Below are 24128 nucleotides of genomic sequence, written 5' to 3'. Positions count from 1 at the left end.
GCTGAATGTCTGACACCACCGTCGGCGTCGGCATGGTGGGCTACGCCTTCATGGGGCGTGTGCACTCCCAGGCCTGGCGCAGTGCGGGAGCCTTCTTCGACCTGCCGGTGCGGCCCGTGATGGCGGCGCTGTCCGGCCGGTCGAAGGAGCGGACGGCGCAGGCCGCGGCCCGGCTCGGCTGGGCCGCCGTCGAGAACGACTGGCGCGACCTCGTCGCCCGCGAGGACGTCCAGATCGTAGACATCTGCACGCCTGGCGACTCCCACGCCGAGATCGCCGTCGCGGCGCTCGCGGCCGGAAAGCACGTCCTGTGCGAGAAACCGCTGGCCAACACGGTCGCCGAGGCCGAGGCGATGGCGTCGGCCGCCCGGTCGGCGGCGGCCAGGGGCGTGCGCAGCATGGTCGCCTTCAACTACCGCAGGGTGCCCGCCGTCGCCCTGGCCAGACGGCTGGTCGCGGCGGGCCGCCTGGGCGAGATCAGGCACGTCAGGGCGCTATACCTCCAGGACTGGATCATCGACCCGGCCTTCCCCCTGGTGTGGCGGCTGCGCCGGGACAAGGCGGGCTCGGGCGCGCTCGGCGACATCGGCGCGCACATCATCGACACCGCCGAGCACATCACCGGCCAGCGGGTCGCGGGCGTCTCGGCGCTGACCGAGACGTTCGTCACCCGCCGCCCGTTGCCCGAAGGCGAGGGCACCGGCGAGGTGAGCGTCGACGACGCCGCGCTGTTCATCGGCAGGATGTCGGGCGGCGCGCTGGCCAGCTTCGAGGCCAGCAGGTTCGCCACCGGCCGCAAGAACGCCCTGCGCATCGAGGTCAACGGCTCGCGCGGCAGCCTGGCCTTCGACTTCGAGGCGATGAACGAGCTGTGGTTCCACGACCAGGACGAACCCGACGCGGGCTTTCGCCGCATCCTGGTCACCGAGCCCTCCCACCCCTACGTCGGCGCGTGGTGGCCGCCCGGCCACGGTCTGGGGTACGAGCACACCTTCACCCACGAGGTGAAGGACTTCCTGACGGCCATCGCCGAGCAGGTCGACCCGACGCCGTCCTTCGCCGACGGGCTGCGCGTGCAGCGGGTGCTGGCGGCCGTGGAGCAGAGCGCGGCTGACGGCAGCCGCTACACCGAGGTGGAGGCGTCATGACCAGACCCGTCACACTGTTCACCGGCCAATGGGCCGACCTGCCGTTCGACGAGGTGTGCCGCCTGGCGGCCGCATGGGGCTACGACGGCCTGGAGATCGCCTGCTGGGGCGACCACTTCGACGTCTCCCAGGCGGTGAGCGACCCCTCCTACGTCACCGCCAAACGCGCCCAGCTCGACAAGCACGGCCTGAAGGTCTGGGCGGTGTCCAACCACCTGGCGGGCCAGGCCGTGTGCGACCACCCGATCGACGCCAGGCACCAGGCCATCCTGCCGCCCCGCGTATGGGGCAACGGCGACCCCGAGAGGGTACGGCGGGCCGCGGCCGAGGAGATGAAGAACACCGCCAGAGCCGCCGCCCTGCTGGGCGTGGACACCGTCGTGGGCTTCACCGGCTCGTCGATCTGGCACACGGTGGCGATGTTCCCCCCGGTGCCCGCCTCCATGGTCGAGGCCGGGTACCAGGACTTCGCCGACAGGTGGAACCCCATCCTCGACGTGTTCGACGAGGTCGGCGTCAGGTTCGCGCACGAGGTGCATCCCAGCGAGATCGCCTACGACTACGTCACCACCCACAGGGCGCTGGAGGCGATCGGCCGCAGACCCGCGTTCGGCCTGAACTGGGACCCCTCGCACATGGTCTGGCAGGACATCGACCCGGTGGGCTTCATCCTCGACTTCGCCGACCGGATCTACCACGTCGACTGCAAGGACACGCGCGTCCGGGTCGGCGACGGGCGCAGGGGACGGCTGTCGTCGCACCTGCCGTGGGCCGATCTGCGGCGCGGCTGGGACTTCGTCTCGACCGGCCGGGGCGACGTGCCGTGGGAGGACTGCTTCCGCGCGCTCAACTCCATCGGCTACGCCGGGCCGATCTCCATCGAGTGGGAGGACGCGGGCATGGACCGCCTCGACGGCGCGCCCGAGGCCCTGGCCCACATCCGCGGGCTCAACGCCATCACGCCTCCGGCGGCGGCCTTCGACGCGGCCTTCTCAGCCGACTGAGCGCCGCTCGCCCGTCGACATGCCGAGCGCGGCCAGATGCGGCTGCGGCTCGGCCGGTCTGGCCAGGGCGTGGGCGACCGCTCCCCGGTGCTCGATCGTGCGCACGACCGTCCACCCCTGGACGTCTCGGTAGTAGGCGATCAGCCCCGGGTAGGGCCCCACGCCCCGCCGTACCCAGGAGCGGCCCAGTCTGGCCGCGTGGTCGAGGGTCCACCAGGCGATGAGGCAGCCGGGGCGCAGCGCGCGGTGCGCGGGGTCGGTGACGGTCGTGGCCATGAAGACGGCGGGCTGCTCGCGCTCCTCCTCGTCCGGCCAGAGCAGCGGCGCGCTCTCGTCGTGCAGGCTCGTCACCCCCACCACGCCGAAGCCCGCCCGCGCCATCACCCACAGCGGGCAGGCGGGATCACCAGCCTGTACGGCCAGGCCGTCGGCCGAGGCGTGCCAGCCGTCCCAGCCGGGCATCGAGCGCTCCCGCATCCAGTCGGCGCGGGCGTGGACCAGGTCGGCGATGGCCTGGCGATCCTCGACGGTCGCGGGCCGCATCTCGAACATGGCGATCACCGTAGTGCGCCCGGCGGCCCACCACCATACCCGGACGTTCTCCCTCCGGCGGGTGAGCGGCCTGGCTCCGCCGGGGGAGGCGGCCGGGTGCGCCGGACGGCGAGTCTTGCCTGGTCAGGCTGTCTCGTGCGATGAGCCGGAGGTCTTCGTTGCCGGTGTGCGGCGCTGGTACGGATGGGCGACGACCGCGCGGAAGGTGGAGGTCTCCATGGTCGGTGCGCGGGCGCTCCTGGTGTGGAGTGCGGCCTTCTGCGTGCTGTGGGTGGTGTCGTCGCCGTCGCCGGTGTGGCTCGTCGCCGCGGTGGCGGCCGCTCTGACCGGGGCGGCCGGGGCCCGCGTCCTGGGGCATGCGGGCCTCGCCCTCGCCTGTGGCGCCCTGGCCGTCGTGTTCGGCGCGGGCACGGCCTGGCTGCCGCTGCATGTCGTGGCGCTGACGACAGGTGGCGGCGGGGCGGCCGAGACCCTCCAGGGGGCGGCCTGCGCGGTGGGCGCGGGACTGCTGCTGCGCGCGGCCGTCGCCGAGTGGCGGCTGTGGCGGGGGCGCTGCCCGCGGTGCGGAGCCGGGCACCGGGTCGCCGGGCGGGGGCCGCTGGTCCGGCCCGAGGCGTCGGCGGCCACCGCCCGCACCCAGGTGGTCGTCTATGCGCTGATGTGCGGCCTGCTGCCGTGGGCCGGGGTCAAGACCGTGTGGACACTGGGCGGCGACGCGCTCGGCGTCTCGGGACGGGCGTGGGCGCGTCAGGTGGAGGCCGAGTCCGAAGGGGTGGCGGCGGCGCTGGCCGGGTGCGGGGTCGATGTGACCGTGCTGGCCGCGTTGCTCGGGGTGTTCCTGCTGCTCGGGCTGATGTACCGCTGGGGGCAGGTCTTCCCGCGGCCGACGCCGCTGCTGGCCGGGCGGCGGGTGCCCAGGCTGCTGCCGTTGGTCCCGGCCGTGCTGACCGCGCTCACACTGGCGCTCTACGGGATGTTCCTGCTGGTGTTCGCGCCGCTGAACGCGCTCGGGGTGGGGGAGCCCCTGGCCCCGGCGCCGCCGTTCGGCACGCGGGCCGGGCTGACGTGGATGGTGGCGTTCGGCGGGATGGCCTTCGCCGGGCTGGGGCTCGCGCTCGCGGTGGCCGCCAGGTCCTACGCGGTGCGCACGCGCGGCCGCTGCGCTCAGGAGGGGCTCTCGCCTGGCAGTGGGTCGGCCTCGGCGTCGGCTTCCATCTCCAGCAGGTAGTCGCGCAGGGTGCCGAGCCCGGCCAGCCGTGCGCGTCGAGGATCTGCGTCATGCGCTCGGCATGGGCGGCGTCCACGCGGTCCCAGGCGTCGAACAGCTCCTGCGGCGTGCGCGTGTCGCCCGGCAGCGGCCTGCCGGTGCGCACGGACTGGTCGAGGGCGAGCATGGCCAGCAGTTCGCCGCGCAGCGCCCGGTCGGAGCCCGGCCAGGGCACGACGTGGGCCGATGAGGCCGCGGTGAGGGCCGCCAGCACGGCCACGGCGAGCAGCGGGGCGATCCATGGTGGGCGCATGCCCGCCTCCCTGAGCTCGGGCCTCCGGCGCCGGTCAGTCGAAGACGACGATCTGGCGTAGTGCCTGGCCCGAGCGCAGCGCCTCGACGGCGTCGTTGAGGTCGCCCAGCCTGATCCGGGCGCTGATCATCGACTCCAGGTCGAGCCTGCCCGCCTTGTACAGCCCGGCCAGGAAGGGGAAGTCCCTGCGCACGTCCGACTCGCCGTACAGGGACGAGAGCAGGTTCTTGCCCTCGAACAGCAGGTTGAACGCCGACAGCGGGACCAGGTCGTCGATCGCGCCCGCGCCGACCACGACGACGTCGCCGCCTCTGCGGGTGGCCTGCCACGCGGTCATGATGGCCGCCGACCTGCCCACCGCCTCGAAGCCGTGGTCGAAGCCCTTGCCGCCGGTCAGCGTGGCGACGGCGTCCTTGAGCTGGTCGGGTGTGACGGTGTGGGTGGCGCCCACCTTCCTGGCCAGGGCGTGCTTGGACTCCAGCGGGTCGATCGCCAGGATCGTCGTCGCACCGGAGATCCGCGCGCCCTGGATGATCGCCAGACCGATGCCGCCCGCCCCGACGACGGCCACCGTCGAGCCCGGCCGTACCCGGGCGGTGTTCAGCACGGCTCCGACGCCCGTCGCGATCCCGCATCCGATCAGCGCCGCCACCTCGAACGGCACGTCCTGGTCGACCTTGACCGCGCCCTGCCACGGCACGACGATCTCCTCGGCCCACGTGCCGCACCCCGCCATGCCGAACGCGGGCGTGCCGCCGCCGTAGCGGAACCTGGCCAGGGCGAAGCTCTCCATCACGTAGTGCATGCAGAGGTAGGGCTGGCCCGCGACGCAGTTGTGGCAGCGCCCGCACGAGGGCGTCCAGTTCACGATGACGTGGTCGCCGGGCTGGACGGAGGTGACGTGCGAGCCGACCTCGACGACCTCGCCCGCCGCCTCGTGACCGGGTACGACGGGCAGGGGCATCGGCAGCACGCCGCTGATCACCGACAGGTCGGAGTGGCACACGCCGCTCGCCCTGATCCTGATCCGCACGTCCGTGGCGCCGACGTCGGTGAGCAGGAAGTCGTCTCGGATGTCGAGCTTGTCGTCGCCTACGGCATGCAGAAGGGCAGCGCGCATCGGGGGTTACTCCTCCAGGGAGAGGGCGGCTTTGGGGCACGAGCGCACCGCGTGGCGCACGCGGTCCGTCAGCTCGGGGGGCGGCTCGGGCAGCAGCAGGTGCAGCTGGTCGTCGTCGTCGACGTCGAAGACCTCGGGCGCGAGCCCCATGCAGACCGCGTTGGCCTCGCAGACCAGATAGTCGACCTTGACCTTCATCGCCGGCCTCCTCGCGTCACAGTTTGCGGTGATCCCATGAGACCACTTTCGTGGGCTCGACGACGTAGGCGATGCGTTTCCTGCCGGTCTGCTCGACATACGGCCGCAGCAGGTCGCCGGGCACGTCGGGGGTCATGCGCCGGGCGACCGCCAAGCCGATCCCGGCCACTCCCGCGGGGTCGCGCACGGGCTCGGCGACGCCGTAGATCAGCACGCCGCGCAGTTCGGCGTAGTCGTCGCCGGTCTCGACCAGGCAGCTCACCCTGGGGTCGCGTGCGAGGTTCCTCGCCTTCTGCGCCTTCTCGTAGGTCCAGAACGCGAGGCGACCCTCCCGCAGGCCGTAGAACATGGTCACCAGGTGCGGTGTGCCGTCCGGGTTGACGGTCGCGAGCTGGAGCTTGCGCGCCTGCTCGACGAAGGCGGTGATCTCGCCGTCTGACATCGCGATGCGGGCACGCTGACTCACGAGCCCAGTAGAACAGGGTGCGGTATGGCGGGCAAGGGCTCGCTGGAATGTTGTTCGGTTCGATTAGAGTGCACGCCTATGACCGCACCGAACATGCCCTCCGACCTGCGCGCCGCCGCCGAGAACGCCAAGGGGTTCATGCCCTCGGCCGAGGGCCTGGCACTGTTCCGCACCGCCTGCGCCTACGGGGCTCTCGGCCCGATCTGCGAGATCGGCAGCTACTGCGGCAAGTCCGCGATCTACCTCGGCGCCGCCGCCAGGCACACCGGCTCGGTCGTGCTCACCGTCGATCACCACAGAGGCAGCGAGGAGATCCAGCCCGGCTGGGAGCACCACGACCCCACGCTCGTCGACGAGAGATCCGGCCGGATGGACTCGCTGCCCGTCTTCCGCGCCACGATCGCCTCGGCCGGGCTCGAGGACGAGGTCATCGCCGTCGTGGGCAGGTCCGAGCAGGTCGCGAGCCTCTGGCGCACGCCGCTCGCCATGCTCTTCGTCGACGGCGGCCACTCCGACGACCCGGTCACGCGCGACTACGAGGGCTGGGCGCCGCACGTCATGGTCGGAGGCGCCCTCGTCTTCCACGACATCTACCCCGACCCGGCCGACGGCGGGCAGGCGCCGTACCGGGTCTATCTGCGGGCGCTCGCCTCGGGGGCGTTCAAGGAGGTCGGCGCCGAAGGGTCGCTGCGCGTGCTGGAGCGCATCGCGCCCGGCGTGTGAGGTCAGGCCCTCGCGCGCGCCGACCATTGCCTGCGCACACCCGCACGCCAGGCGTGGAAGTCGGCCAGGGTGTGCGGGTCGCGCCCCACGGCGATCCGTGCGGCATCGGGCCACGAGGCGGCCTCGTCCACCTCGGCTCCGGCCAGCAGCGGAGCCGCCTCGGCCGTGTGCCCGGGGACCACGCCCGACCGCATCCTGGCCGCCGACGCCAGCGCGCTTCCCAGGGCGAGGAAGGGCCGGTACCCGTCGGAGGAGGCGTAGGTCACCAGCCTGCCGAGCTCGTCGGCGTCCGCGCCTCCCACATGCGTGGCCGCGAAGCCGACGCCGCTCCACAGATCGGCCCTGCGGCCGGTCGGGTACTGCGACACGCGCACGGCGACGTCCTCGGGCGAGGCGCACTCGTGCAGCCAGACCATACGGCCGAAGCCCTGGTCGTACACCGATCGGTGGGCCAGTGTCGCCGCACCCGGGCCGCGATGCCGACCGGCCTGGCGACCTGCGGGGCGACCGGCCGCCGCCAGGGCGCGCTGGTAGCCGTGGCCGTCGAGCGCGAGCCAGCGCAGCAGCGGGTCCGGCCCGTGGCCGGGCAGCCGGAAGGGGGCACGGCCCGCCCCCAGGTGCACGGCATGGTCATGCCGACGTGCGGGGCCGGTCAGCAGCTCACGAAGGCGCCGCCCCCGGTTCAGGGTGAGCAGGTCGAGGAGTGCGCAGGCGCCAGCCGCGCCCTCGTAGGCGAAGGCGCGCCGGGCGGCCGGGATGTCGTCGATCGCGTCGAGGTCGCCACCGAGCGCCGCGTTGTACCCGAAGACGAAGGCGCGTTCGGCGTTCTCCAGTACGGCCCTGGCCGCTCGGTGCCCGAACCTCTGGGCGTCGAGCGTCCGGGTGTGAGGGCCCGGCTGGGTGGGGTCGAGTGCGAGCAGGCGTGAGAGCCCTTGGGGCCGGGGGAGCGAAGGCTCGGTTGTGACGCGGTCCAAGAACGCGATTGTGCCCGTGTCGCCCACTCTTCCCCCGAAGACGCCTCGTAACGACCAGTCACGAAACTAGTGATGGAGTGGGGGCTTTCCCGGGACGGCACTCCGTGTGGCCCGGCAAAGAAGCCGCAAAACGACTTGCGATCATGTTGCCGGGGGCGACGTGGCGGCGGGGTGTGACGCGCACGAGGGGCGTCGAGCGGGCGGGCGGGGGCGGCGGACTGCGGGGGAGCCGGGGAGGGCCTGCCGTACTTTTGCGGTCAGGTGTGGAGGGTGGCGCAGCCGCAGGAGGGGTGGGCGGGGGCGGCTCCGGCGGCGGCGTCCCTGAACAGGCCGGAGGCCGGGGTGAGGCCGTAGAGGGCGTCGGCGGCCAGGACCACGGCGGCGGCGGTGTAGCCCGAGCGCTCGTGCGGGAAGTGCTTGCGGTTGACGAACTGCCAGCCGGTCCAGTACGAGCCGTCGTCGTGACGCAGGTGCTGCATGTCGGCGAACACCCGCTCGGCGCGTTCGCGCTGGCCGACGGCGTCCAGCGCCAGGACCAGCTCGCACGACTCGGCGCCCGTCACCCACGGCTGGTCCGACACGCATCTGATGCCGAGGCCGGGCACCACGAAGGTGTCCCACTCCTCCTCGATACGGCGCTTGGCGTCCTCGCCCCGCACCGCGCCGCCGAGGATCGGGTAGTACCAGTCCATCGAGAAGCGGCTCTTGTCGGCGAACGCCTCGGGATGGGCGTTGAGCACATGGGCCAGCCGGTCGGCCGCGAGCTCCCAGTGCGGCTGGGAGTCGCCGAGCCGCTCGGCCAGCAGCACGCCCGAGCGCAGCCCCTGGTGGATGGAGGCGCACCCGGTCAGCAGCGCGTAGTCCGACGGCCTGCCCCTTGCGTCACGTTCCCAGACGATCTCACCGCGTGCCGTCTGCAGCCCCGCCACGTAGTCCAGCGCCCGCTTGACCATCGGCCACAGTGTGCGCGCGTAGTCGTCGTCGCCGGTGATCAGCAGGTCGTGCCACACGCCGACCGCGACGTAGGCGGCGTGGTTGGACTCGCCGTTGCGCTCGCTCGCCACACCGTCGACCAGCTTCATCGGCCACGAGCCGTCCTCGCGCTGATGGGCGGCCAGCCATGCGTAGCCCCTGACGACCGGCTCGCGCAGTCCCGCCACCGCCATTGCCATCAGGCACTCGACATGGTTCCACGCGTCGACGTGCCCCTCGGGCCACGGGATGCCGCCGCTCTCGTCCTGCAACGCGGCGATGCTCGCGGCGGTCCTGGCGACCTGCGCGCGGCCGATCACGCTTCGGGCTTCCTGACATACAGCACGACGCTCTTGCCGATCAACGGATTGAGCAGCGACTCGGCGATACGGGTGGCGGCGGGACGCTTCATGATGTCCCACACCAGAATCTCGTGATACGCCTTCGCCAGCGGGTGGTCGTCGTTGTTGACGCCGACCGCGCACTTGATCCACCAGTACGGCGCGTGCAGGCCGTGCGCGTGGTGGTGCGGGCCGATCTCGAAGCCGGTCGACTTGAGCTTGGCGCTCAGCTCGGCCAGCGTGTAGATGCGCACGTGCCCGCCGGGCGCGGTGTGGTAGGCCTCGTCGAGCGCCCAGCAGATGCGCTCGGGCAGGAAGCTCGGCACGGTGATCGCGGCGGTGCCGCCCGGCTTGAGCACCCTGAAGATCTCGCGCATCGCGGCCATGTCGTCGGGGATGTGCTCAAGGACCTCGGCGGCGATCACCCGGTCGAAACCGCCGTCCTCGAACGGCATGGCGAGCGCGTCGCCCGTGACCGTCTCGCCCGTTGCGCCGACCGGGACCTCGCCCGCCTTGTCCATGGCGACGAACATGCTCGCCACGTTGTCCAGCTCGGCCTGGTCCATGTCGAACGCGACCACGTCGGCGCCTCTGCGCAGCACCTCGAAGGCGTGCCTGCCGCCGCCGCAGCCGAGGTCGAGCACGCGGACGCCGGGCCCGACGGGCAGCCGGGCGAAGTCGACGGTCAGCACTTAGCTGGCTCCTCTGTTCTTGGTGGCTCGGTCCCTGATGGCCTCGCGGTAGGCCTCGACGGTGCGCTTGGCGACGACATGCCAGGTGTAGCGCTCCATGACCCTGTCGTATCCGGCCCGGCCCACCCGCTCGCGCTCTTCGGGCGAGTCGTGCAGTCTGCGCAGGACCGCGGCGAGCTCCTCGGGGTCGCCGGGCGCGACCTGGACGGCGGCGTCGCCCACGACCTCGGGCAGCGCGCCCGTACGCGAGGCGACCAGCGGCGTGGCGCAGGCCATGTGCTCGACCGCGGGCAGCGAGAAGCCTTCGTACAGCGAGGGCACGACGGAGATCTCCGAGGTGGCGATCAGCTCGCCGAGTTCGTCGTCCGAGATGCCGTGCACGAATCTGACCCGGTCCTGGAGGCTGAGCTCCTGCACCAGCTTCTCCGTCGGCCCGCCAGGCGTCGGCCTGCTGACGACGGTGAGGTTCACATCGCGTTCGGTGGCGAGCTTGGCCACCGCGCGCAGCAGCGTCGCCACGCCCTTCATCGGCGAGTCCGCACTGGCCACGGCCACGATCGAGCCCTTGCGGCGCGCCAGGTGCGGGCGCGGGTGGAAGTAACGCGTGTCGACGCCCAGCGGGATCAGCCGCATGTTGGCCTGCGGCACGTTGAAGTCGCGGTGGATGTCGGCCAGCGAGGACTCGCTGACGGTCAGGATCGGGCTCAGCCTGGGCGCGACCTTGGCCTGCATCCTGACGAAGCCGTACCACCTGCGCATGCTCAGCTTCTTGGCGCCCTTGGCCGCCTTGAGCTCGATCCTGCGGTCGACGCTGATCGGGTGGTGGATGGTCCCGACGACGGGGAAGAGCTTCTGGATGCCGAGCAGGCCGTACCCGAGCGTCTGGTTGTCCTGGACGACGTCGAAGTCGCCCACGCGCTTCCTCAGCTCGCGCAGCGCCCGCAGGGTGAAGGTCAGCGGCTCGGGGAACCCGGCCGTCCACATGGTGGCGACCTCGAGCACGTCGATCCAGTCGCGGTACTCGCCGAGCTTCGGCGTCCTGAACGGATCCTCGTCGCGGTAGAGGTCGAGGCTCGGCACCTTGGTGAGCACCACGCCCTCGTCCAGCTCCGGGTAGGGCTGGCCGGAGAACACCTCGACGTGGTGGCCGAGCGCGACCAGCTCCCTGCTGAGGTGGCGGAGGTAGACGCCCTGCCCACCGCAGGTCGGCTTGCTGCGGTAGGACAGCAGCGCGATCCGCAGAGAGTCGTCCACGGACACCCCTTTCTCCGCCGGTGGGCACGCCGAGAGCGGCGTGTACCGTGAAGTTGACCTTAGTCTGCGAACCTTACCATTGGGTAGGTAGCCCGCGTTTAATGTGGAATTGTTCCTACTCAGGGCTTCACGCCGTGCGAACTGCGACGTTACCTTAACCGAGCGCCGTTCGGTGGAACACGTTCTACCCGCTCTGGTGCTTCCCTTGGGCCGTCGCGGTACATTCCCGTCCGAACAGACGGACAGAGATTGTTGGAGGACCCGTTGGCCAGGCGCGCGCTGATCACCGGCATCACCGGGCAGGACGGTTCCTATCTGGCGGAGTACCTGCTCGCCCAAGGCTACGAGGTCTGGGGCCTGGCCAGAGGACAGGCCAACCCGAGGCTGTCGCGCATGCGCAAACTCCTGGCCGACGTCCAGATCGCCCGAGGCGACCTGCTCGACCAGGGCTCCCTCATCTCGGCCGTCGAACGCGTCCAGCCCGACGAGGTCTACAACCTGGGCGCCATCTCCTTCGTCCCCATGTCGTGGGAGCAGGCCGAACTCACCGCCGAGGTCACCGGCATGGGCGTCCTGCGCATGCTGGAAGCCATCCGCGTGTGCTCCGGCATCTCCTCCTCACGCACCGCGTCCGGCGCCGGGCAGATCCGCTTCTACCAGGCCTCGTCGTCGGAGATGTTCGGCCAGGTCAGCGAAACCCCCCAGAACGAACTCACCTCCTTCCACCCCCGCTCCCCGTACGGCGTCGCCAAGGCCTACGGCCACTTCCTGACCCAGAACTACCGCGAGTCCTACGGCATGTTCGCCGTCTCCGGCATCCTGTTCAACCACGAGTCCCCCCGCCGCGGCGCCGAATTCGTCACCCGCAAGGTGTCACTCGGCGTCGCCCGCATCAAACTCGGCCTCGCCACCGAACTCAAACTCGGAAACCTGGAGGCGAGACGCGACTGGGGGTACGCGGGAGACTATGTCCGGGCGATGCATCTGATGCTCGGGGCCTCTTCCGCCGAGGACTATGTCATCGGCACCGGGCGTACTCAGTCGGTGCGGGAGTTGGTGGAGGCGGCGTTTCTCGCGGCCGGGCTGGATTGGGAGCGGTATGTCGTTTGCGATCAGAGTCTGCATCGGCCGGCTGAGGTGGATCTTTTGTGTGCCGATCCCAAGAAGGCCCGGGTGCAGCTGGGGTGGGAGCCCACTGTGCCGTTCGAGGAGCTGGTGGGGATGATGGTGGAGTCGGACATTCGGTTGCTGTCGGACGGGGGGGATGTGGAGGTGGAGTCGTCTTGGCCTTAGGGGCTTGGGTTTTTGTTGGGGGGTTGGGTGTTTGGGTTTTGGGCTTTGTGTTGTTGGGCTTTGTGTTTGGGTGTTGGGCTTTGTGTTTGGGCGTTTGGGGGTGTGGGAAGGCTGTGCTGGCGGTCTGCTCGGGTGCAGTGCGTTTTCTTCGGGATGTGTTTCCTTCGGGATGTGTATTCTTCGAATTGTGCTTCCTGGGGGCTGAGTTCCCTTTTGGGAGCGGTTCCTTCTGGCCGAGTTCGCTGCGGACTGGGCTCGACGTGGACTGCGCAAACTCGCCGCTGGGTGAACACCCACCGCATTCCGCATTCCGCCCGACGCTCTCACTGCCTCAACAGGTTGAGCCGCCCCTGCCTACGCCCCACACCCACACGCACGCTCACATGCCTACACGCCCACCCGTTCACCACCCCCACCTCCACGCCCGCACCTGCACGTTCACCCACCCCCACAGGCCCACACCCGCACGTTCACCACACCCACGCCCACACCCGCACCTTCACCCACACACACACCCGCCCGCCCGCCTACACCTTCAACCACACATGCCTACACGTTCACCCACTCACCCACACATGCCCATGCCCACAACAACGCGCAGATCTTGTGCTCCACCTCGTGCACCCCACTGCCGCACTGAGCACACCCAACGCGCACCCCAATGCGCACCCACCGCGTGTCGCCAGGCGTTCTGCCGAGTAGCCATCCCTTCCCGCCAAGCATTCTGAGGGCCTATTGGTACTCCGAGCGCGCACGCAGGCTCGGCCTACCAGGCCCTTCCGCCCTACCACCAGGCCCTTCCGGCCCGGCCTGGCCCTTCAGGCCCAGCCCCACCGGTCCTGTCTAGTCCCACCGGTCCTGCCCGACTGGCCCAGCTCAGCACAGTCCGGCGCAAGGCACCCCTTCTCCTGGCGGCTCTACTCGCTCAGGCAGCCCCGTCGCACTCAGCCCCATCGCGCTCAGGTACGCCATGCTCAGGCCCAACGAGGGCTGGCCCATCCGGCTCTGGCCCAAACATGATCACCAGATACCTCCCGTTGGAGTAACTGACCACCGGCCGCTCTAGCATGCCCCCAACCCGCCGCGCCACCCCTTGAAACAACTCCACCATCTCCGGAGTATCAGCACTCACCCGAAACCGCCCATGCGCAGCCAACTCCTGCGTAACAAGCCCAGCAAAGCCAGCCTCCCCGCGTACCTTCTCCTCCGCACTGAGCGGCGTACGCCAAACCGCAGGCCGAACATCACTCACCACAAACCTCCACACACTCCTCGACCCCCCAGCATGCCACCGCCCCCACCCCCGACAAGGCCACCCACCAAAAGACCCCGCACCCGCACCCGCACCGATGCTGCGAGAGCACGATTGGGACGACAGGGCGAGGAACTCACACGACGAAGTGCACTGCCAAGGCGAGATGGTGTGCCGAGCCTGTGGACAACGCTCCGCTTTCCACAGAACCCCGTTCACCCAGTCCTCGGCCCCTCCCAACCAGCACTCTTACGACGTGCACCCCACCACCCCACCCCCCGCCCCCACCGCCCCACTCCCCGCCACGACCTCCACGCCCACCCCTGCCTCCACGCCCACTCCACCTCCTACAAGCCCCCGCGCACCAACACCTGTGGCCACTCCCACCCCAGACGCCACGTCCACCCCAAAAGTCATTCCCACCCCCACCTCCCTTCCTCCGCCCACACCCACTCGCCTCCCCCCGCCTGCATCCACATCCACATCCACCCGCACTTCCACACTCCCTTCAGCCCACCCCTCCACCCTCACGCCCTTCACCCCAGCCCCTCTCCTCGACCGCGCCCGCCTCTTCCTCAGCCTTCTCCCAGCCACCGCCGTCGTATGCCGCCAGACAGCCGCCCAAATATGGGGCCTCCAAGCCCTCCCAGACGGCTTCCCCGAGGCCCAATGGCCGGTAGAACTCGCCATGCCGGGCGACACCGAGATCCCGGGCTGCCTCACGTACGACGCGAAGATCCCACCGGCAGACGTGACCGAGTTCCGCCAAATCCGCCTGACCAATCCCGAACGCACGGCATACGACGTGGTCAGCTCCCTGCCCAGGACGCAGGCGGTGATCATCCTCGACCAGTTCGTCAAACGAGGTGTAGCCGCCGACGCCCTCCTCCTCAGAGCCAGCGGCCGGCCGTACCTTCAGCAGACGATCGCCATGGCCGATCCAGGCGCCGGATCCCCTCGCGAAAGCCTCCTCAGGGTCCTGCTGCTGGAGGCCCACCTCCCACGCCCATCGACCCAGCTTCGCGTCGACCTGCCCGACCGAGCCGTCTACCTGGACCTGGCCTGGGAGGAGTACCTCCTGGCGGTCGAGTACGACGGCCGAGCCCACCACACCTCCGAAGCCGACCGAGCCCGAGACGACCGCCGTCGAGCCGAGCTACGCGAACTCGGCTGGCGCATCATCGTCGTCAGCCGCGAGATCATCCCTGCCCACACCTCCCAGCTCATCGAACAGATAGCCAACGCCTTGATCGAACGAGGCTGGCAACCCGGCCCCCACCAAACCACCCGCATCCTCCGCCGTATCCGCGCCACTCGACGCCGCCGAAGACCGTAGTCGTGCACAAGGTACGAAAGCGGCGTCCAGCAGCCGGACACGGGTTCGAGCTCAGAAGAGATCACGGGTTCGGAACGGAAGGCGCAAGTCCGGCCCCTCACCCTCCTCGAGGACATGAAGTCCTACAGGGCGACGGGCAGTTCCTTGATGCCATTGATGAAGTTCGAACGGAGGCGGCGGGCGGGACCGGCCTGGTGGAGGGTGGGGAGGCGCTGGGCGAGTTGTTCGAAGAGGATGCGTAGTTCGAGCTTGGCCAAATGGTTGCCCAGGCAGAAGTGCGCGCCGCCACCGCCGAAGCCGATCTGAGGGTTGGGGTCTCGGCCGATGTCGAACGTGTCGGCGTTCTGGAAGACGGAGGTGTCCCGGTTGGCCGAGGAGTAGAAGACGACGACCTTGTCGTTCTCCCGAATCTGCCGACCGCCGAGTACGAGATCGGTCGTCGCCGTACGGCGGAAGAGGTTGACGGGCGAGACCCATCGCACGATCTCGTCGGCCGCCGTACGGGCGAGGCCCGGGTTCGCCACGAGGCGCGACCACTGGTCGGGATGTTCGAAGAGGGCGAGCATGCCACCGGAGGCGGCGTTGCGTGTGGTCTCGTTGCCGGCGACGACCAGCAGCAGGACGAACAGGTCGAACTCGTTCTCGTCGAGAGTCTGCCCGTCTTCGGCAGGCTGGAGGAGCTTGGTGACGATGTCGTCGCGGGGATCGGCGCGACGCTGTTCGGCCAGGTGATTGGCGTAGGAGTACAACTCCATCGCGGCTGCGCTGCCCTCCTCGGCGGAGGAGGCGTAGTCCGGATCCTGGGCGCCGATCATGCGATTGGACCAGTTGTAGATCATGTCGCGATCGGACACAGGAGCGCCGAGCAGTTCGCAGATGACGTAGAGCGGCAACGGCGCGGCGATGTCCCGTACGAAGTCGATGTCGTCGCGTGCGAGGGCCTCGTCGAGGAGGGAGTCGCAGATGTCGCGAATGTGAGATTCGAGAGCGCCGATCTGGCGTGGAGTGAAGCCGCGATTGACGAGCGCACGGCGGCGCGTGTGCTCGGGCGGATCCTGATTCAGCATCATCATGCGCTGGACGACGCGTTGCTCCTCCGGCATCTCGTTGAACAGGGCCAACCGTCGAGAGGAGGAGAAAAGCTCGGAATGCCGTGACACATACACGACGTCTTCGTGCCTCGTCACCGCCCAGAACTCGGGATCCCCCTGATGCCGATGCACCGGGTCGTTGGCCCGTAGCCAGGCGAGCTGCTCATGGGGAGCTCCGGAGGCGGCGTAGTCGTCCTCGTTCACCAGGTCGATGTGATGAACGTCCTGCGCGGTCTGGTCGGCTGGCATAGCTCACCTCAAATGTCGAACTTCAGCAGATGTCAGGCTTTGGCGGCGGCTGGTGATCTCGGGCTGGGCCCTGCGTGCTCCAGGGCTACTGCTTTCGGGCTTCCAGGCCCTTGGGGCTCCGGGTGCCGAGGGTTTGTGGAGTACGGGATCTGGTGGGCTGGGCAGGGATGGGATGTCGCCGTGCGAGCAGCCCAGGGGGTTGGCAGGTCGAAATGGGCTGACTGTTCCGGACTGGTCGAGACGGGCTCACGCTTTCCTGGTGCTGGTGCTGGTGCTGGTGCTTGGGGGAGTGGTCGGGTTGCTGTTTGGGCGGTGATCATGTGGAGCGGTTGTGGGGTCTGGCTGGTGTTTGCCCGGATTGGCGGGTGGTTGGCGTGTTGGTGACCAGGTTGTGAGGGTTCGGCCTCCGGCTGAGAAGTGGGCGGAGCGGGTGTATCGCGACTGAGGTGGTGTCGCGTGAATCAATCAAGCGCTTGTTTTGGTGCGCCCTCCCGGGGCATGTCCGATCGCGACCTCGACTGTCGATCCAACATATGCGTGGCCGCAAGCTAGGTTGCATTCCTAACTAGGTTGCTTTACGGTTTAGGTAGTACAAGTGCTTCGGAGGTTGTGATGGAGTTCTCCCCCCTGACGCTCGGCCTGCTGGTCGTGTTGGTTGGATATCTGGCCGTTGCCAGCCCGCTGCTCGGAAAGCGGGCCTACGACAAGCTTGGGCGTGTACGCGACGCCGATCCGAAGGCGTACCGGCGGGCTTTCAGCTGGTGGATGGCTGAGTTGTGGGCGCTTGCGGCGGTGGCGATGGGGGTCGTGCTCGTCGAGCCGGATCTTGACTTGGCCGATGTCGGGCTGGTGTTCGATCAGCCGCTCGATGATGTCGCGGGCACGGTCGTGGGCATGATGGTGGCCCTCGGGGTGGGGCTCGTCGTGGTCAGGGTGCTGGCAGCGAAGGGCAAGCCGATCCCTGGTCAGGCCGCGATGAGCGGGCTGATGCCCAGGACGAAGGCCGAGCGCTGGTACGCCGTGGGCATGTCGGTCACCGCGGGCGTGACCGAGGAGATCGTCTACAGGGGGCTGCTGATCGGCGTCGGCACCGGGGTGCTGGGGTTGAGTCAGGATGTGGCGGCGTTCGCGGCGCTGGCGGTGTTCGTGCTGGGACACCTCTACCAGGGGTGGCGGGGCATGATCGTCGTGACGCTGCTGGGGTTCGCGCTGACGTCGCTGTACCTGAAGACCGGCAGCCTGCTTCTGCCGATTGTGCTGCACATCCTGGTCGACCTGCGTGGCCTGGTGCTCACGCCGCCGTCGAAGCGCCCCGAGCCGACCCAGGATCGGCAGAAGGATGTAGCAGCCCATGCCGAGTAGCTGGGTCCACGGGCTAAGTAGGATTCCTACATGACGAGCGATCGACGCGCGAGTTGGCTCAAGGGAGTACTCGACTTGCTGGTCCTCGCCAGCCTGACCGAAGGCGAGAACTACGGCTACGAGATCGCCAAGGACCTGGCCGACGCCGGACTCGGGCAGATCAAGGGCGGCACGCTCTACCCGGTGCTCAACCGGCTCGAAGAGGCCGGCCTGGTGTCGGCCGAGTTCAGGGTGACCGAGCGCGGCCCGGGACGCCGCTACTACCGCCTCACCACCGAAGGCCGACAGACCCTGGCCGAGCAGGGCGGACTGTGGCTCGAGTTCCACGATTCGGTGCGTACCATCCTCGGAAGACATGCCGACAAGGCCACGAAAACGAAGGAAGAAGCCTGATGACCGCCTATTTCGAGGAGCTCGCCGTACGGCTGGCGGCGGCCGGGATGGCGGATGAGCGGGTACGGGCGACGATCGACGAGCTCGCGGGGCATCTCGCCGAGAGCGGCGGCGTGGCGGAGGAGGAGTTCGGCCCGGTCGAGGAGTTCGCCGAGGAACTCGCGGCCGTGACTCCAGCCGGTCAGCCCCAGCAGGCGCCGGAGCGTGACGCCCGTACCTGGCGCTGGACGGCCGACATCTTCATCGACGTCAAGCTGCTCAACGAGTACGGCGAGCAGGGGTGGGAGGTGCAGAGCGTCGACAGGCGCGGCCTGTTCGTCAGCACGCGGGACCCCGAGGCCGCCCAGCAGTGGGAGTACCGCAGGGAGATCGTCCCTCCGGGCGGTCGTCGACGAGTACTGGATCGGCTTGAGCCGGACGGCTGGGAGCCTTGCGGCACATGGGTACGTTTCGAGTACTTCAAGCGTCCCAGATCCGCCACGCTCGGCCCTGCCGCAGAGCTGACCGCACCGCCGGAGCAGCCGAAGCGCAGTGTGTTTCTCAGTCCGAAGTTCTATGGACTGGTCGCTGTGCTGCTGATCATCGTCGCGGTGGCGTTGGGCCCGTTGCAGCGTGCCTTTGGGGCTGAGGCGGGCGAGGTCGGGAGCGGGGACTGGCTGGAGACCGTGCTGGGGATGTTGACGGGGGCGGCTGCGGGTGCTTTGGCATTGATGGCGTTCTTGTGGTGGGCCGCTCGTCGGGGCGAGGGACGCAATGACGGCGGTGGCGGTGGCGGGGCCGCCTGACGTGCGCGGTGGTGCTTCGAGGGGTTGGCCAACTGCCGCGAGCCCGCTGGGTACGTCGTGCCGTCGGAAGTAGGTGGTGATGGTGGGGCGGCGAGAGGCGTTGAGCTTCAGCGGAGACTGGGAGGGGCGCGCCTGGGCGAGGGGATTTCTTCTTGCCTTGGCTGGGCGGCGCGCTTGGGCGAGCGGAATGCTCCTCGCCTTGGCTAAGGAGGGGCACGTCTGAGCAAGAGGATTGCTTCTTGCCTTGGCTGGAGAGGCGCGCCTGGGCGAGCGGATTGCCCTTCACCGTGATCGGGGAGGGGCATGCCTGGGCGAGCGCATTGGTTCTTACATTGCCTTGCGGAGCCAGGCTTCCACGTCGGCGATGTGGACGGTGGCCCAGGCTCGGGCCACGTCGGGCTGGCGGGCGGCGATGGCCTCGTAGATGGCGGTGTGCTGTTCGCGAGTTTTGTCGAGGGCGCCTTCCTGGGCGAGGCCGCGCCAGATGCGTGCTCGTGTCGTGGGACCGGACAGGCTTTCCACGAACGCGCACAGCACGCTGTTGCCCGACCCCTGTGCGATCCGCATGTGGAACTGCACATCATTGGCGACGAGTTCCTCCGCCGTGGGGTCGGCGGGCAGGGACTCCAGGACTTGGCGCAGCTCCTCGATCTCGGCCTCACTCATCGCCTCGGCGGCCATCGCGGTGGCGGCAGGCTCCAGAATGCGTCTGACCTCGAAGAACTGGATGAGCGATTCGTCGCGATGCAGGTCGAGTACGAAGGACATGGTGTCGAGCAGTAGCCGGGGTTCCAGGCTGGTCACATACGTGCCGTCGCCCTGCCGTACGTCCAGGACGTTGATCAGGGCCAGGCCTCTGACGGCCTCGCGCAGGGAGTTGCGGGACAGGCCCAGGCGTTCGGCCAGGTCGGACTCTTTGGGCAGGCGGTCGCCCGGGGCCAGTTCGCCGGAGAGGATCATCTGCTTGATCTTGTCGATCGCAGCATCGGTGACCGCCACGAGTGCCCCCTAGACATCGGATGTCTTGGAGTCTAAGGCCAGGAAGCGTACGAGATCGACCTCTACAAGCCTCCGTATTTCACGGCGAACCTCAAGTGCTCGCAGATGTGCCGCAGCCTCGCCGGCCGCCAGTCCTCGGAGCATCGGTGGGAGATCGGTCCAGGGCTTGTTCCAGGTCATACGGGCGGCGACCTCCCAGATCGTCAGGGGGTGACCGGCCTCGGCCAGCAGGTCTTTGAGTGCGGTCAGTTTGTCCTCGTGGTGTTCCTTGATCTCGGCGGCCCGTGCCGCTGTGTCGTGAAAAATCCACTCGTGGGCTGGGAGTGCAGTGAGCTGTCCCAGTTCGGCCACCCGATCGAGGGAGGCGAGGAAGTCGTGGAGTGGATCCAGGTCCTGCCTGTCGTAGGGGTAGATGCCGATATGGGGTGTGATGCCGGGCAACAGGTGATCGCCGGTGAACAGGCGATCGGCGTCCTCCAGGTGCAGGCATACGTGTCCGGGTGTGTGGCCCGGTGTCCAGATCGTACGTAGTGCGCGGCCCTGTGGGTCGATGAGTTCGCCGTCGCGCAGCTCACGGTCGGGCTGGGCCGGCAGGTCGGGGCGGCCTGCGGATACGGCCTCCTCGATCTCGGCGGCCGGGGCGCCCGCCCTGCGCATCATGGCGGATCTGGCATCGCCGTGCGCGTCGGCGGTCAAGCCGTGCATGAGCTTGACCAGGGCCGCATCGGCCTCGTGCATGGCGATCCAGGCGCCCGACGCCTCGCGTACGCGTCCGGCGAGGCCCGCATGGTCGGGGTGGAAGTGCGTGACGACGACCCCTTTCACCTCCTCGACCGCCAGGCCGAGCGTACGCAGGCCGTTGGTCAGGGCCTGCCAGGCGTCGGGGTGGTTCCAGCCTGCGTCGACCAGTAGCGGGCCGCCCGTTGACTCGACGGCATAGACGAGCGTGTAGCCGAGCGGGCTGCCCGGGATCGGCACGGGAACGCTCCACACGCCGTCGCCGAGATCCTGGGGGCGCTGGTCGGCGTAGGCCCTGCGGCTGCCACTCATGTGCTCTCCGTTCGGCGGGGGTGGGGGGTCGGGGGTGGGCGGTTTGTTGTTGCTTGGGTGGGGGGAGCCTGCTTGCTGTGCTGGGTCGGGCTGGGCTGGTCTGGCCGGGTGATTTCATCATTCTTGCTCGGGGAGGGCTTGCGGGCCGTTTGTCCGGGTGTTCTGTCTGGCCTGGACGGGCGTGGCCTGGGTGGGGCGGGGCTGGCATGCGGTGTCGTGCGGCTGGCGTGCTCTCTGGGGCGGCTTGGGCGACGTGTTAGCGGGTGCCTGTGGTGTGGAACTCGTTCTCGTCGAGTGCTGGTCCGGAGTGAGCGGGGGCTAGACGAGTAAGTCCTAAGTCGCTTCCATGCCAGTGCGGGAATGGCGAAGGGTGTTGAGGATCGATGTGTGACGAAAGACCTCAACACCCTTCTCACCGCACTGTACGTGGCGATCGACGACTGGCTGAAGACATCCCCGCGCTTCGGACGACCGCCGAAGCTGACCGACGCCGAGCTACTCACCCTGGCCGTGGCTCAGGTCCTGCTCGGCGTCCGCTCCCAAGCCCGCTGGCTGCGCTATGTGCCCGCTCACCTGCCCGGGGCCTTCCCGTACCTGCCCGGCCAATCCGGCTACAACAAGCGCCTGCACAAAGCCCTGCCCCTGCTCAAACATGCCATACGTGCCCTGGCCACCGACACCGACCTGTGGCACGACGACGTATGGATCGTCGACTCCACCCCGGTCGAATGCGGCCGTTCCCGCCCCACCGCGCTGCGATCCGAGCTGGCCGGCTGGGCCGGCTACGGCTACTGCCGCTCCCACGCCCGCTGGTTCTGGGGGCTGCGCCTGCACCTCGTCTGCACCCCCGCAGGACTCCCCGTCACCTGGGCGCTGGCCACCCCCGGCATCGACGAACGCCAGGTGCTCACGGCCGTCTGCGACCACGATCCCGCCCTGCTCACCGACCGGCCCGGCCTGCTGATCATCGCCGACAAGGGCTACATCTCCGCCGAACTGGACACCTACCTCGCCGACCGCGGCGTGCGGCTGCTGCGTCCCTCCCACCGCAACCGCGCACCCCGCCCAGGCGAGCATCTGCTCAAGCCGATCCGCCAGCTCATCGAATCCGTGCATCACACCCTCAAAAGCCAGCTTGACCTCGAGCTGCACGGCGCCCGCACCCCAACGGGCGTCGCGGTGCGCATAGCCCAGCGGATCCTCGCCCTGACCACCGCGATCTGGCACAACCGCGCAACCGGCCAGCCCATCACCCGATCGCTGATCGCCTACGATCACTGACCCCGACTAAGGACTTACGCGTCTAGGGGCGGGCCTTGGTATTGATGACTGGCTTGCCGACTCGGGTGTGTGTGCGGGGACAATCTCGTCTAGATCGCCTGTCGACCTACGCCTGGGTGGTCAGTTGTTGCGAACGCGCCCGGGATCGGTTGAGTTGTTTCCTGTCTGGCTCCCTTTGTTCGGGTGTGTGCTCGGCGGGGGGTGGAGTAGTGGGGCAGGTCGATCCGCCGGTTGTCGGGCCTCGGCCTCGGCTCGCGGGAAAGCCGGCGTCGTCATCGAGCGGTGTTCATGCCAATGCCGCGACCCCGCTGCCGCGACCTTGCTGCCGCGACCCCGCGCGCACTGTATTGGCCGAGCAGGCGCCGTCTGCCCGCGCACGCCCTGTCTTGTCTTGCCTGCCCGCGTACGCCCTGTCCTGCCCTGCCTTGTCTTGTCTGCCTCGCGTACGTCGCAACCTCCCTCGATCGGCCAGTGCGGATCAGCGCCGCGGCCGGGTGTTCGGCCTGGCGCGACGGGCCGCGTTGTGGGGTGGGCATGGTCATCCCATATGCGTACGGTCACCCCACATTCGTTTGGCGAGCCCGCAATGAAGCCAGGCGTGTCGCCCTCGCGTACTTGCCTTCCTGGAGTGCGCTCAGGCGAAGGCCTGCTCGATGACGGCCGGGTCGATACCTGCTCCCTCGGTCAGACTCTTGGGAGTGTTAGCGAGAACCTGTTGCTGTTTCCTGGTGGGTGGGGCGTTGCCTCTCTTGGTGGTCGGCGTGCGGTCGGCCTCGGTGATCTAGGGAATGGTTGTGGGTGCCCTCGGGGCGATGTTCGGGTCGCCTTTAACGTAACGCGTTCTACTTATTCGGGGGACTGGTCCCTGCCCTGCCAGGTCGTGATGCAGGCCTCGTTGCCTTCGGCGTCGGCCAGCACCCAGAAGGCGGGCGCTTCGCTGTCGTCGAGCAGTCGTCCGCCTGCGGCCATGGTTGCGGCCAGGCGTTCGGTGGCGACGTCGTGTGGCACGGAGATGTCCAGGTGTATGCGGTTGCGCTGTGGCCTGGGCGCGTCCATCTGCTGGAACCAGATCAACGGGCTCTGTCCAAGTGGATCGACGATCGCGCCGTCTAGTGCGGGCTCGTCCGGAACGTCCACGTAGCCTGTGACGGCCTTCCAGAACGGCTTGATCGACGGGATGTCGAGCGCGTCGATGGCTAGCTCGATCTCCTGTACGGTCCTGGAGCCGGCGTCGGGCACGGTCTGCAGGCCGAGCGCCGACACGTCGGCCGATATGCGCTGGGCCAGCTCGATGCCCGCAAGGCCCGGCCTGTCGCCGGAAGGCGAGCGCACTGTGATCACCAGACGGTCGTCGCGTACGTCGAACCACAGCTCGCCCTGGTCGGCTCCCGCATCGCTCAGTCGTGTGGCCAGGCCTGCGGCCTGGGCGAGCGATGACACGGGGACCGTGGTCCTGATGACGGTGAGCACGAGCCGCCACCCGAGCGGGGTGACGGCTTCGGATATCTGACGGCGGCTGGTAGTCATGGCGGCATTCTCGCAGCGGGCGTCACGGCACCGCGTCAACCCGTAGGCGGACATAGCGCGGTGCCGTGACGCGGGGTGCGGCGTACGTAGCGTGGGCCATGGGTGTTTGGCGGGACATGGCGGGCGCCCAGGCGGGTGGCGAGTTCACGCAGGCTGATGGGTGGGGTGGCGATCGGTGGTGGCGCTGCGGCTCGTCGTGTGGGAGAGCTCTTGAAGACCTCTGAAGGTCCTCTGAAGATCCTCGGACAGGTGAGTGTCTGCCCGGACTGTGCGCGGCGGGGTGCAGGCGTGGGGTGTCGCGAGCGTGGAGTTTCGTCACCTGGTGTGGTGAATGTGGATTGTGGGGCGTCGGTGCGGTGCTGGCTGTCGCGAGAGTGCAGTGCTGTTGCCTGCTGTCGTGAGCGCCGGGCGCTGCCCGGGTCCTGTTGTGCACGTGGGGGGCGTCAGGGGCGGGCTTTTGGCTGGCTGACGGCGAGTTCGCCGCCAGCGGTTTTGGCTCGTGTTGTGGGCGTCCGGCGCTGGTGGAGGTGTGGGTTGTTCTGCGGG

At 69.0% G+C, this 24128-nt stretch carries 23 protein-coding genes; 11 read left to right on the top strand and 12 right to left on the bottom strand.

What is annotated here, in order from left to right; genetic code table 11:
• Positions 1–5 precede the first annotated feature (5 nt).
• A complete protein-coding gene (locus tag ACTWNK_RS37040) occupies positions 6–1148 on the top strand; it encodes a Gfo/Idh/MocA family protein (RefSeq protein WP_474309570.1) in 1143 nt (380 codons plus the stop codon).
• Positions 1145–2152 carry a sugar phosphate isomerase/epimerase family protein gene (locus tag ACTWNK_RS37035; protein ID WP_474309569.1) on the top strand — a complete coding sequence of 336 codons (1008 nt, stop codon included), beginning with the start codon at positions 1145–1147 and terminating at the stop codon, positions 2150–2152. Before ACTWNK_RS37040 ends, ACTWNK_RS37035 begins: the two co-directional genes overlap by 4 nt.
• Here ACTWNK_RS37035 and ACTWNK_RS37030 read toward each other — a convergent pair.
• Positions 2141–2704, bottom strand: coding sequence for a hypothetical protein (locus ACTWNK_RS37030; protein WP_474309568.1), 564 nt, complete (start codon positions 2702–2704; stop codon positions 2141–2143). The genes ACTWNK_RS37035 and ACTWNK_RS37030 overlap by 12 nt on opposite strands.
• A gap of 217 nt (positions 2705–2921) precedes the next feature.
• Between ACTWNK_RS37030 and ACTWNK_RS37025 the strand changes: the two genes are divergently transcribed.
• A complete protein-coding gene (locus ACTWNK_RS37025) occupies positions 2922–3932 on the top strand; it encodes a hypothetical protein (protein WP_474309567.1) in 1011 nt (336 codons plus the stop codon).
• A 28-nt stretch (positions 3933–3960) separates the two neighbouring features.
• Entirely contained in the window at positions 3961–4161 is a 201-nt protein-coding gene (locus ACTWNK_RS37020; RefSeq protein WP_474309566.1) for a hypothetical protein, read from the top strand.
• Positions 4162–4258: 97 nt separating this feature from the next.
• On the opposite strand, the gene ACTWNK_RS37015 is transcribed toward ACTWNK_RS37020, so the two are convergent.
• The 3 genes from ACTWNK_RS37015 to ACTWNK_RS37005 are packed head-to-tail and all read right to left on the bottom strand — an operon-like array spanning position 4259 to position 6008.
• A complete protein-coding gene (locus tag ACTWNK_RS37015; RefSeq protein WP_474309565.1) occupies positions 4259–5344 on the bottom strand; it encodes a Zn-dependent alcohol dehydrogenase in 1086 nt (361 codons plus the stop codon).
• Between the two features lie 6 nt (positions 5345–5350).
• Positions 5351–5542 (bottom strand): ferredoxin, encoded by a 192-nt coding sequence (locus ACTWNK_RS37010; RefSeq protein WP_474309564.1) that lies wholly within the window; start codon positions 5540–5542, stop codon positions 5351–5353.
• Between the two features lie 16 nt (positions 5543–5558).
• Positions 5559–6008, bottom strand: coding sequence for a pyridoxamine 5'-phosphate oxidase family protein (locus ACTWNK_RS37005; RefSeq protein ID WP_474309563.1), 450 nt, complete (start codon positions 6006–6008; stop codon positions 5559–5561).
• Positions 6009–6086: 78 nt separating this feature from the next.
• Between ACTWNK_RS37005 and ACTWNK_RS37000 the strand changes: the two genes are divergently transcribed.
• Positions 6087–6731, top strand: a complete 645-nt coding sequence (locus tag ACTWNK_RS37000; RefSeq protein WP_474309562.1) for a class I SAM-dependent methyltransferase — start codon at positions 6087–6089, stop codon at positions 6729–6731.
• A 2-nt stretch (positions 6732–6733) separates the two neighbouring features.
• Here ACTWNK_RS37000 and ACTWNK_RS36995 read toward each other — a convergent pair whose 3' ends face one another.
• The 4 genes from ACTWNK_RS36995 to ACTWNK_RS36980 form a co-directional block, all read right to left on the bottom strand.
• Positions 6734–7705, bottom strand: coding sequence for a DUF1702 family protein (locus ACTWNK_RS36995; protein WP_474309561.1), 972 nt, complete (start codon positions 7703–7705; stop codon positions 6734–6736).
• Between the two features lie 257 nt (positions 7706–7962).
• Entirely contained in the window at positions 7963–8997 is a 1035-nt protein-coding gene (locus tag ACTWNK_RS36990) for a prenyltransferase/squalene oxidase repeat-containing protein (protein ID WP_474309560.1), read from the bottom strand.
• A complete protein-coding gene (locus ACTWNK_RS36985) occupies positions 8994–9710 on the bottom strand; it encodes a class I SAM-dependent methyltransferase (protein WP_474309559.1) in 717 nt (238 codons plus the stop codon). Before ACTWNK_RS36985 ends, ACTWNK_RS36990 begins: the two co-directional genes overlap by 4 nt.
• The gene (locus ACTWNK_RS36980) at positions 9711–10964 is read right to left on the bottom strand and encodes a glycosyltransferase family 4 protein (protein ID WP_474309558.1); all 1254 of its coding nucleotides are present in this window, start codon (positions 10962–10964) and stop codon (positions 9711–9713) included.
• 264 nt (positions 10965–11228) lie between these two features.
• Between ACTWNK_RS36980 and ACTWNK_RS36975 the strand changes: the two genes are divergently transcribed.
• Complete coding sequence (locus tag ACTWNK_RS36975) at positions 11229–12257, top strand: GDP-mannose 4,6-dehydratase (protein ID WP_474311105.1); 1029 nt, start codon at positions 11229–11231, stop codon at positions 12255–12257.
• Positions 12258–14197: 1940 nt separating this feature from the next.
• A complete protein-coding gene (locus tag ACTWNK_RS36970) occupies positions 14198–14845 on the top strand; it encodes a DUF559 domain-containing protein (RefSeq protein ID WP_474309557.1) in 648 nt (215 codons plus the stop codon).
• A gap of 122 nt (positions 14846–14967) precedes the next feature.
• Here the strand turns inward: ACTWNK_RS36970 and ACTWNK_RS36965 are convergent, their stop codons facing one another.
• Complete coding sequence (locus ACTWNK_RS36965; RefSeq protein ID WP_474309556.1) at positions 14968–16185, bottom strand: cytochrome P450; 1218 nt, start codon at positions 16183–16185, stop codon at positions 14968–14970.
• A 612-nt stretch (positions 16186–16797) separates the two neighbouring features.
• On the opposite strand from ACTWNK_RS36965, the gene ACTWNK_RS36960 reads away from it, so the two are divergent.
• From ACTWNK_RS36960 to ACTWNK_RS36950, 3 genes are read left to right on the top strand one after another with little or no spacing between them, the layout of a single operon-like run.
• Positions 16798–17547, top strand: coding sequence for a CPBP family intramembrane glutamic endopeptidase (locus ACTWNK_RS36960; protein WP_474309555.1), 750 nt, complete (start codon positions 16798–16800; stop codon positions 17545–17547).
• Between the two features lie 30 nt (positions 17548–17577).
• A complete protein-coding gene (locus ACTWNK_RS36955) occupies positions 17578–17940 on the top strand; it encodes a PadR family transcriptional regulator (protein ID WP_474309554.1) in 363 nt (120 codons plus the stop codon).
• The gene (locus tag ACTWNK_RS36950) at positions 17940–18725 is read left to right on the top strand and encodes a hypothetical protein (protein WP_474309553.1); all 786 of its coding nucleotides are present in this window, start codon (positions 17940–17942) and stop codon (positions 18723–18725) included. The genes ACTWNK_RS36955 and ACTWNK_RS36950 overlap by 1 nt, the downstream gene beginning before the upstream one ends.
• Before the next feature lie 327 nt (positions 18726–19052).
• Here the strand turns inward: ACTWNK_RS36950 and ACTWNK_RS36945 are convergent, their stop codons facing one another.
• Both ACTWNK_RS36945 and ACTWNK_RS36940 read right to left on the bottom strand, forming a co-directional pair.
• On the bottom strand, positions 19053–19724 hold the full coding sequence (locus ACTWNK_RS36945) for a FadR/GntR family transcriptional regulator (RefSeq protein ID WP_474309552.1): 672 nt from the start codon (positions 19722–19724) through the stop codon (positions 19053–19055).
• Positions 19725–19733: 9 nt separating this feature from the next.
• On the bottom strand, positions 19734–20702 hold the full coding sequence (locus tag ACTWNK_RS36940; RefSeq protein ID WP_474309551.1) for an MBL fold metallo-hydrolase: 969 nt from the start codon (positions 20700–20702) through the stop codon (positions 19734–19736).
• 459 nt (positions 20703–21161) lie between these two features.
• Here ACTWNK_RS36940 and ACTWNK_RS36935 point away from each other — a divergent pair, with 459 nt between their 5' ends.
• On the top strand, positions 21162–22055 hold the full coding sequence (locus ACTWNK_RS36935; RefSeq protein WP_474309150.1) for an IS982 family transposase: 894 nt from the start codon (positions 21162–21164) through the stop codon (positions 22053–22055).
• A gap of 846 nt (positions 22056–22901) precedes the next feature.
• Here the strand turns inward: ACTWNK_RS36935 and ACTWNK_RS36930 are convergent.
• Positions 22902–23582, bottom strand: a complete 681-nt coding sequence (locus tag ACTWNK_RS36930; protein WP_474309550.1) for a VOC family protein — start codon at positions 23580–23582, stop codon at positions 22902–22904.
• Positions 23583–24128 lie beyond the last annotated feature (546 nt).

The sequence above is a fragment of the Nonomuraea sp. IBHARD001 genome (assembly GCF_056106265.1).
The sequence above is the reverse complement of the archived record's forward strand: the minus strand, read 5'-3'. Positions and strand labels throughout refer to the sequence as shown.